At 59.7% G+C, this 7183-nt stretch carries 8 protein-coding genes; 5 read left to right on the top strand and 3 right to left on the bottom strand.

What is annotated here, in order from left to right:
* The first annotated feature begins 114 nt into the window (after positions 1 to 114).
* The 5 genes from P792_RS26325 to P792_RS26340 all read left to right on the top strand — a co-directional run bounded on the left by P792_RS26325 (position 115) and on the right by P792_RS26340 (position 5280).
* Positions 115 to 1677 (top strand): Do family serine endopeptidase, encoded by a 1563-nt coding sequence (locus P792_RS26325; RefSeq protein ID WP_051395842.1) that lies wholly within the window; start codon positions 115 to 117, stop codon positions 1675 to 1677.
* Between the two features lie 170 nt (positions 1678 to 1847).
* Complete coding sequence (locus P792_RS26330; RefSeq protein WP_023978310.1) at positions 1848 to 2327, top strand: YaiI/YqxD family protein; 480 nt, start codon at positions 1848 to 1850, stop codon at positions 2325 to 2327.
* A gap of 102 nt (positions 2328 to 2429) precedes the next feature.
* Positions 2430 to 3242, top strand: coding sequence for a hypothetical protein (locus P792_RS26335; protein WP_023978311.1), 813 nt, complete (start codon positions 2430 to 2432; stop codon positions 3240 to 3242).
* A 150-nt stretch (positions 3243 to 3392) separates the two neighbouring features.
* Positions 3393 to 4208, top strand: a complete 816-nt coding sequence (locus tag P792_RS0118570) for a 2-keto-4-pentenoate hydratase (protein WP_081866889.1) — start codon at positions 3393 to 3395, stop codon at positions 4206 to 4208.
* Positions 4209 to 4344: 136 nt separating this feature from the next.
* Positions 4345 to 5280 (top strand): 2-hydroxyacid dehydrogenase, encoded by a 936-nt coding sequence (locus tag P792_RS26340; protein ID WP_023978313.1) that lies wholly within the window; start codon positions 4345 to 4347, stop codon positions 5278 to 5280.
* On the opposite strand, the gene P792_RS26345 is transcribed toward P792_RS26340, so the two are convergent.
* The 3 genes from P792_RS26345 to P792_RS0118575 form a co-directional block, all read right to left on the bottom strand.
* Complete coding sequence (locus tag P792_RS26345) at positions 5247 to 6362, bottom strand: hypothetical protein (protein WP_023978314.1); 1116 nt, start codon at positions 6360 to 6362, stop codon at positions 5247 to 5249. The genes P792_RS26340 and P792_RS26345 overlap by 34 nt on opposite strands.
* Positions 6359 to 6622 carry a DksA/TraR family C4-type zinc finger protein gene (locus P792_RS26350; RefSeq protein ID WP_023978315.1) on the bottom strand — a complete coding sequence of 88 codons (264 nt, stop codon included), beginning with the start codon at positions 6620 to 6622 and terminating at the stop codon, positions 6359 to 6361. Before P792_RS26350 ends, P792_RS26345 begins: the two co-directional genes overlap by 4 nt.
* A 157-nt stretch (positions 6623 to 6779) precedes the next feature.
* Positions 6780 to 7183 (bottom strand): hypothetical protein (locus P792_RS0118575; protein WP_031240482.1); only part of this gene is annotated, 404 nt, incomplete at its 5' end.

The raw sequence follows: 7183 nt of genomic DNA on the forward strand, positions 1-7183 counted from the left end.
GTCCTGAAACGGATTACCACGTTTTTACGCGCCCCTATTCTGGACGAACCGAAGGACGGTTCATAAGTTCTCTTGATCACACCGCACCCTGATGGTGCCAAAGCTGGAAAGATCATGACTGACGCCATGCCTGTTCGTTTGACGCCTTCACGCAAATTCCGTTCACTGGCTCTGGTTGCAGCCACTGCGCTGTCCATCGGGGTTGGTGCCTCGTCTCCCGCCTGGGCAGAAGGGCCGATCACGCCCCAGACCCAGCTTCAGACGCTGCCGAATTTCGTCAATCTGGTGAAGCAGGTGAAGCCTGCTGTCGTTTCCATCACCTCCCACATCCGCGCCGATGTGGCCGAGCAGGAAGAAGGCGGCGGCGGTGGCGGCCAGCAGATGCCGCAGGGCGCGCCCTTCCCGTTCCCCTTCCCGTTCCAGATGATGCCGCAGCAGCAGCAGCCCCGTCGCACTGTCGAGGCCCGCGGCTCGGGCTTCATCATCTCCAATGATGGTTATATCGTCACGAACAACCACGTGGTGAACGGTGCCACAAAGGTTTCGGTCACGCTGGACGATGGCACGACCCTGCCTGCCAAGATCGTGGGTCGTGATCCCAAGACCGATGTGGCCCTGCTCAAGATCAAGCCCAACGGCAAGCTGCCGTTCATCGAGCTGGGCGATTCAGACAATGTGCAGCCCGGTGAGTGGGTCGTGGCCGTGGGTAACCCGTTCGGGCTCGGTGGTACGGTCACGGCGGGTATCGTCTCGGCGCGCGGTCGCGATCTGAATGCCGGACCGTATGACGATTTCATCCAGATCGATGCGCCAATCAATCATGGCAACTCGGGTGGTCCGCTTTTCAGCCAGAACGGCAAGGTGATTGGTGTGAACGCGGCCATCATCTCGCCCTCAGGCGGGTCGATCGGCATTGGCTTTGCCATTCCGTCCAACACGGTCAAGAGTGTGGTGGACCAGCTCCGCACCTCCGGTCACGTCACGCGTGGCTATCTGGGTGTGCTGATGCAGCGCATTTCGCCCACGCTGGCGCAGGCTCTCGGGCTGAAGCCGAGCGAGCCGGGGGCGCCGCCTGAAGGGGCTCTTGTGGCGCAGGTCACCAAGGGCGGCCCGGCCGACAAGGCTGGCCTGAAGAGCGGTGACGTCGTAACAGCGCTGAACGGGGCCAAGATCAAGAGCGTTCACGATCTGGTCGTGCATACCGTCTCGATGAAACCCGGCACGGATGCGACGCTGACCATCCTGCGTGACGGCAAGAGCCAGACCATCACCGCCAAGATTGGCAATATGCCCAAGGATGGTGAGGGAGCGGATTCCAGCGCCGGAGACGATAACGGCCAGACTAATGGCGGCAAGATCGGTATTTCCCTCGCACCGCTTTCGCGTGACATGCGCCAGCAGCTTGGTGTGGATGACACCGTCAAGGGGGCGGTGATCAGCCAGATTGTCCCTGGGTCACCTGCCGAACAGGCTGGTGTGCGTCCGGGTGACATCATTCAGGGTGTTGGCAACACGGCCGTCGACAACCCCCGCGCTGTGCTGACCGCTGTGCGTGGTGTGCTCAAGAACAAGCAGCCCGTTCTGCTGCGCGTGCTGCGCGATGGTCAGCAGATCTTCATTGCCATCGCCCCGGGCGGAAGTGACAGCGATGACGACAGCAATGATGACGGCAATTGATTGCGTCAGGTTTCCCATGCCGGAGCGGCATGGGGAAAACAGCCCTCGTGAGGCTGTGAGAGACTGAAAAGGGGGGGGTAAGCAAACCCTGCCCCTTTTTTCATAGCGGCAGGGTCAAGGCCGGTCGCGCAGGATTTGCGACGATGACCGGGCTGCGGCACAGTAGCGGCATGACCCGTATCTTCATTGACTCCGATGCCTGTCCGGTCAAGGACGAGGTCTATCGCGTGGCCGGGCGCTACGGCCTGCATACGCTGGTTGTGGCTAATCGCATGATTGCCCTGCCTGACTCCCCCCTGATCGAACGTGTTGTGGTTGAGGCCGGCCCTGATGTGGCCGATGACTGGATTGCCGAGCGTTCAGTCGAGAATGATATCGTGATCACCGCCGATATCCCGCTCGCCGCACGTTGTGTCGAAAAAGGTGTGCATGTTCTCGACCCCAAGGGGCGTGTGCTCGATGGCGATGCCATCGGCATGGCGCTGGCCATGCGTAACCTCATGACCGATCTGCGTTCGGCAGGGATGATGACGCCGGGTGGTGCTGCTTTTGGCAAGGCCGACCGATCGCGCTTCCTCTCCGCGCTGGATACGCTGGTCAACAAGGCGCGCAAACCGCGCCTGCGCCCCATGACCCTGCCGCCCGGTTAGTGTCCGGGCGAAATTATCTCCCTCGTGAAAAAGTGTTGAGCGATCTTCGTTCGTGACTCCCTCTCCCCGTTACCGGGCCCTTCAGAAACAGGATCTGCGGGAATGAAAAAGATCTCCTTTTCGGACGCTGGCCGACTCATGCGCGAGAGTTTCCGACTGGGCTTCCTCAACCGCGCGGATGTCCTGACGCTGTCAGGCGGTCTGATCATCGCAAGTTGTCTGTTTGCGGCGATCAGACAGATGAACTGGCCGGACGGGATATCAGGTCATGGCATCTCGGCGCATTTCGAGCCGCTGATGCTAGGTGGTCTCGACACGATCGCGATGTGGTTTCTGACGCTCACCGTTACCCGGGCCAGTCTGACACCCTGGCAAGGTGTCAGCCTCTGGCGGCTGGACCGGGGCGCATTGCAGTCACTGGGCGTCAACGTGATCGTTCAGGGCCTTCCGACCGTACTGACCCTGCTGGTGGCCTCCAGCCTCAGTGATTATGTCAACGGAAACGCGGGTTTTTCGGCGAAGGCAGGGGGTATGCTTTTCCTGTGTCTGCTGGGCGCTTTCTGGATCTGGCTGATCGTGCGCTGCCTCATGATGAGCTATGTGGCGTGGGAAAGCGGGCATGCAGGTTTTCGGATTAGGCGCAGCTTCGAGGCGATGAAAGGGTATGTCTGGAGCTACGTGTTCTGGAATGTCGTTATGGCCATCCCTTTCGCTCTGGCGACCGTTCTGGTGGAGAAAATCACCGCCAGTTCTCCCCCCGGCACGTATCTGATAGCGGGATGTCTTGTGGTCGCAACCCTGACTGCTGCAGCGCATCATGTCGTCTCCCGCAGCTTCGATCTGCGCTTTTTTCAGGCTCTCGCGCTCGACCGACCCGAACAGACCGGGACAAGCAATCTTTTCGGGCATTCATGAACTCAAAACCAAAGATGGCCAAATTCTTACATTTGTGTCATCTTGATCCTGTGGTCAGATTGTCCCCCATTCGGCTGGCTGAACGGAAGGATGGTGCATGACGACCTATGCCATCTTGCTGACGACCTTGTTCTGGAAATGACCGATTTCATGACCGCTTCGATACAGGATACCGCCCGGGAAACAGCGCCGGATGAACATCTGGCCTCGCTCCTTCTCGATGCCCGGCGCACAAACAAGCCGCTGCATACCGTCCCCGAGACCATCGTTCCCATCAATCCCAAGGCCGCCTATGCGGTGCAGGACGTTGTGGCACGTGCATTGAGCGCGTCGGGCAAAGGGGAAATCGTGGGATGGAAGGTGGGCGCAGCCACACCCACAGCGACTCCAGCCTGTGCACCGCTGCACCGGGCAACGGTGTTCGAAAGCGGGCATGATCTTTCTCCGTCCTTCTGCCGCTTTCATGGCGTTGAGGCGGAGATTGCCTATTCCTTCGCGAAAGATCTGCCTGCGCGTGATACGCCTTGGACTGTGGAAGAAGTGGCCGACGCCATTGGCGCCATCCATGCTGCCATCGAGCTGCTCGATACGCGTTTCGTTGCGCCCGATACACAGCATAATCTGTCGCATCTGGCCGATCAGGGCAGCCATGGCGTGCTGGTGGTCGGGCGTGGCGTTACCGAGTGGCGCGACTTCACACCAACCACCCTGCCCATGACCATGCTGGTGAATGGCGAGAAGCGCTACGATCAGAAAGGCGGCAACAAGGCGGGCGACCCGCTTCGTCTTCTCACCTGGCTGGCCAATCACGCTATCGAACGCGGACGTCCGCTCCAGGCTGGCGATGTGGTCACGACAGGCTCGACCATGGGCACGCTGTTTCTCGAAGATCCGGCCGAAATCTGTGTTGCCTTCGAGGGGCTTTTCCCGGTCGAAACCCGCATCGGTGCGCCTTTTCGCAGCTGAGCGCGTTGGCATGGATCGTACCGGCCACGTGTGGACTCATCATCGGCGTATTCTTTGCGTCACGCCAAGGTGATGCACAAAGTGGTCGGGTTCTTCCTAGGGTTGCAGGATCTGCAACCCGCATGACGGACGTATCATGGCCACCAAGACAGATATTCTGATGATCGACCCGATGCCTGCCAGCTTCAACGAGCAGCTTGGGTCGCCTTTTCATCTGCATCAGTTCACCACGCTGGAGGCGCTCGGGCCGCTGTCTGAGCGGATAGAGGGCGTGACAACTGGTGGAGGCAGTGGCCTGCCGCGCGCCATCATGGATGCCTTGCCCAATCTTAAAGTCATCTCGGTCAATGGCGTGGGTTACGACAGGATCGACCTGGATGAATGTCGCCGCCGACAGATCCGTCTGGCCACGGCACAAGGCATGTTGACTGAAGATGTTGCCGATATGGCCATGGGTCTGATGCTCGATACGATGCGGGGCATCACCACCAGTGATCGTTTCGTCCGCGCCGGGCGCTGGGGCCATGAGACCGTACCAAATTCCTGGACGCTCAAGGGGCGCAAGCTGGGCATTGCCGGGTTTGGAGCCATCGGCAAGGCCGTGGCCAAGCGCGCTGCCGCCTTTGACATGACCATCGCCTATTTCAGTTCGCGCGAGCAGAGTGACACACCCCAATACCCGTTCTATCCAGATTTGCGCGTTCTGGCCGAATGGGCCGATGTGCTGGTGCTGTGTGTCTCGGGCGGCGCGCGCTCTTTCCATATGATTGATCGTGAGATGCTCGAGGCGCTTGGGCCGACCGGCTTCCTCATCAATGTGGCACGCGGCAGCGTGGTGGATGAGGCCGCATTGCTCGAGGCCTTGCAGACCGGGGCCATTCGTGGTGCCGGGCTGGATGTTTTCGAGCAGGAGCCCAGGATGGATGAAGCATTCTGGGCACTGGATAACGTGGTGCTTCAGGCCCATCGGGCGAGTTCGACCCTCGAGACGCGAGCTGCGATGGGGCGTCTGGTATTCGACAACCTTGCCGCATTCTTTCAGGGCAAGCCGCTTCTGACGCCTGTGCTCTGACCGGCCCGGTTTTTACGATCGATACGACGCGCCCTGCCTGAGAGATCCTCCACGCTCGTTCGACCGGTGCGAAACCGGTCGAAATGGAGGTTTTCCCCCGGTTTTTGAGGCAGCGGTGCGCTGGGCAGCAGATAGACCCGGTCATCCGGATCATCAAAAAGGACGATGTGATTCTGGAAGAAATCGGTTCCGAGCAACCCCATGCCGAGATCGTCCTGAGCATAGACCGACATGTGATCAAGTGATATCGCCCCCATACGCATCGACTTCACGGTTGTGCGCTTGAGGTACGAATGAATGGTGCCGTAAAGCGCAACGCCGGAATTTCCTGCCGGGTCGGCAGGATCGTCCTTTACCGGGTCGAGCCATATCGCCGGTATCGTCGTGATCGGTGTATCGGCATCGAGCACGAAATCACGGGCCACCCCATCAATGCTGACCGGGATCAGCCCTTTTCCATGTAAAGGCAGGGCCTGTGCCCCAGCGCCGATCAGAGCGGCGGGCGCGGAGCGGCACGCCGCATCACGGCTGAACCGGATCAGTGCGAAGGCGCTGTGGGGCATATCCACCAGCACGGCGAGGTGTGAGAAAGCTTCGCGCCCAATCACCCCGATCAAAGGCCGTGAGCCGATCTTCTGGGTTGGATAATCCTCAAGCTGGATCATGTCCGGCGTTCCCATATCGAGGGGGCCTATTGCCAGCTGTCCTGCCTGAATGATGGGCTGAGGGTCAGTGTAGATCCCATTTGTCGTGATCATGCCGGATCGGTGGGTGTCGTAAGTGTCGAATCCGTCCATGTTCCCGACATAAAGCTTGTCGAAGCCATGAGAGAAATACAGAGCGATGGGGCGGCCATTCAGCGTGGCAGGGATGATCGGTGAATCGCCCGATCCACCCAGAAGCGGCAAGGTGACCGCGCCTTCAATGCAATCGGGCGGTGCCGGTTGCCCCTGGGCTAAAGCCTCTCCGGCAAGACACGAGACAACGCAGAGTGGGAGGACAAGGCAGAAGGTCCCACGCGTTACATGACGAATGAAGGAACACCGCGCCAGTGAATGCAGTATGGCGCCTGCCACACTCATCTCAGCTGGCTGTCCTTGCTCCCGCGGCGATTGATTCCTGTAAAAACCGGCCTTCTGTCGCGCTCGGACTGGCAATCGATGCAAAGCCGCACACCCGGAAGTGCCTTTTGCCGAGCGGTCGGAATGTCCTCTCCGCAATTTACACATTCGGCGCAGCTCTCGCCATGCGGCATGGCCGCACGTGCACGGCTTACCGCATCGGCAATCGTATCATCGATCTGATCCTGAACGGCCCCATCGGGAGCCCAACCCGTTGCCATCAGCCTGATCCTCTTGTTCTGAACAAGACAGATGTTGGTATTCTATCCCCCGCTCTCAAGGCCCTTGCACAATCAGCCTTTCAGCCCCGTGTCGTTTGCTGGGTTATGCCTCGATAGAGGTCACAAGGCCATCATGTGCCCTCTGGTGGGTATCTGCTCAATTCAAGCCGGGTTGGATCCCTGCACCAGAATACATGGGTGTGAGCGGCCATGTCCCTGAAGGGGGACGGATCATGAGGTACTCCCCCTCGTTTCTCAGAGTATGAGGAAAGCGCAGCGCGCTTCCTTTCCCTGATCTCTGATGACGTGAGGGCAGGAAGTGGACCACATGGTTTGGATAATCGAAAAGAACGACGTGGTGCTCGAAGAATACCTGCCCAAGAACGCCCCCGCTGTCGTCACCGGATGAACCGGAACCTGCGCTGCCCTGCAGATGAAAAGCTGTCCCGGCGATTTCGGGAATTGCCGGCAGGGTGATCGTTTCATCACGGGGGGATGGTGGCGCAGGCCAGTCGCCCGACACGCTGCGATCCTTCTTCATGTCGTGTGTCGTCATCCAGG

The sequence above is a fragment of the Asaia sp. SF2.1 genome (assembly GCF_000505765.1).
GTDB lineage: Bacteria > Pseudomonadota > Alphaproteobacteria > Acetobacterales > Acetobacteraceae > Asaia > Asaia bogorensis.

What these genes read in the sequence shown, in the direction of transcription:
- P792_RS26325 (WP_051395842.1), top strand. Translation starts at nt 115, where the DNA reads ATGACTGACGCCATGCCTGTTCGTTTGACGCCTTCACGCAAATTCCGT.
- P792_RS26330 (WP_023978310.1), top strand. Translation starts at nt 1,848, where the DNA reads ATGACCCGTATCTTCATTGACTCCGATGCCTGTCCGGTCAAGGACGAG.
- P792_RS26335 (WP_023978311.1), top strand. Translation starts at nt 2,430, where the DNA reads ATGAAAAAGATCTCCTTTTCGGACGCTGGCCGACTCATGCGCGAGAGT.
- P792_RS0118570 (WP_081866889.1), top strand. Translation starts at nt 3,393, where the DNA reads ATGACCGCTTCGATACAGGATACCGCCCGGGAAACAGCGCCGGATGAA.
- P792_RS26340 (WP_023978313.1), top strand. Translation starts at nt 4,345, where the DNA reads ATGGCCACCAAGACAGATATTCTGATGATCGACCCGATGCCTGCCAGC.
- P792_RS26345 (WP_023978314.1), bottom strand. Translation starts at nt 6,362, where the DNA reads ATGAGTGTGGCAGGCGCCATACTGCATTCACTGGCGCGGTGTTCCTTC.
- P792_RS26350 (WP_023978315.1), bottom strand. Translation starts at nt 6,622, where the DNA reads ATGGCAACGGGTTGGGCTCCCGATGGGGCCGTTCAGGATCAGATCGAT.